Source organism: Lunatimonas salinarum (assembly GCF_017811155.1).
GTDB classification, from domain to species: domain Bacteria; phylum Bacteroidota; class Bacteroidia; order Cytophagales; family Cyclobacteriaceae; genus Lunatimonas; species Lunatimonas salinarum.
This window is the reverse complement of record NZ_JACVCV010000104.1, coordinates 1-612: the sequence shown is the minus strand read 5'-3', so window position 1 is coordinate 612 and position 612 is coordinate 1. Positions and strand designations below refer to the sequence as shown.

The following is a 612-nucleotide window of genomic DNA, read 5'->3' as shown; positions in this document are numbered from 1 at the left end:
CCAGATTTGTCAGTGTGGCTATGTCCATGACTTTTTCGAATATTTTTTCCTTTACGCTACCCGGAAGCCTCTCCAGAAACTCCAGGTGTTTTAATACATACAGCCATTTCTCGAATTTGGTTTCTACTTCTCCCTCCCCCTTGTCAAATTTCGGGATCTCAACGTACACAAACTGAAGCTTGTCGCTGAAGACCCGACCGGTCTCCCTGTCTAGCAATCCCACCCGGTGAAGATACCGGTCATCGTCAGGATCGAGCACAAAGTCGAGTATGGATATGCAATATACTGCGTGTAGGGAATAATCCCAGTCTCCGCGCTTCCCCTGTTCCTGCAGGGGATAAGTAGCGTAAAACAGGGACCGGTCCCTGAGATTGAGCTGGAATGCCTTCTGCATCTCCACGATGAATCGCTCGCCGGATTCGGCCACACAGTAGATGTCGAAGACTACCTTCCTGTCCATCTTCCCGGCACCCAGATGTTCGTTTCTGGAGAATTCGACGCTGGCCACGGGCCCTGTCTCGGGCTCCAGCACCGCGTTGATAAAGTCCAGCAAGAGATCCTTGGTGGCCTCTTCCCCAAAGAGCTTCTTAAACCCGAAATCGGTAAAGGGGT

General features: G+C 51.3%; 1 protein-coding gene. It reads right to left on the bottom strand.

Annotated features, from left to right (window positions below; translation table 11 throughout):
* A partial coding sequence (locus IAQ59_RS22100) for an Rpn family recombination-promoting nuclease/putative transposase (protein ID WP_209333022.1) occupies window positions 1-612 on the bottom strand: 612 nt, incomplete at both ends.